This window comes from Citrobacter sp. TBCS-14 (genome assembly GCF_005280805.1).
GTDB classification, from domain to species: domain Bacteria; phylum Pseudomonadota; class Gammaproteobacteria; order Enterobacterales; family Enterobacteriaceae; genus Citrobacter; species Citrobacter gillenii.
Genome location: NZ_SZWM01000062.1, coordinates 1 through 484, shown reverse-complemented (window position 1 = coordinate 484; position 484 = coordinate 1). Strand labels below are relative to the sequence as shown.

Annotated in this window: 1 pseudogene; it reads left to right on the top strand. The window is 53.8% G+C overall.

Annotated features, from left to right (window positions below):
- Positions 1 to 484, top strand: a pseudogene (locus tag FDX22_RS00340) (biotin/lipoyl-containing protein); the annotation flags it as partial.

The window sequence follows — 484 nt, the reverse complement described above, 5'->3', positions numbered from 1 at the left end:
ACGTACCGGACATCGGCGGCGACGAAGTTGAAGTTACCGAGATCATGGTTAAAGTGGGCGACACCGTTGCGGCTGAACAGTCTCTGATCACCGTTGAAGGTGACAAAGCGTCAANGTACCGTGAAAGAGATCAAAATCAACACCGGCGACAAAGTGTCTACTGGCTCCCTGATTATGGTCTTCGAAGTCGCTGGTAGCGCGCCAGCCGCGGCACCAGCTCAGGCTGCTGCACCGGCAGCCGCAGCGGCTCCGGCAGCGTCTGGCTCTAAAGAAGTTAACGTACCGGACATCGGTGGTGACGAAGTTGAAGTCACTGAAGTGATGGTCAAAGTGGGCGATAAAATTGCCGCTGAGCAGTCACTGATCACCGTTGAAGGCGATAAAGCCTCTATGGAAGTGCCGGCACCGTTCGCGGGTACCGTAAAAGAAATCAAAATCAGCACCGGCGACAAAGTTAAAACCGGTTCTCTGATTATGGTCTTCG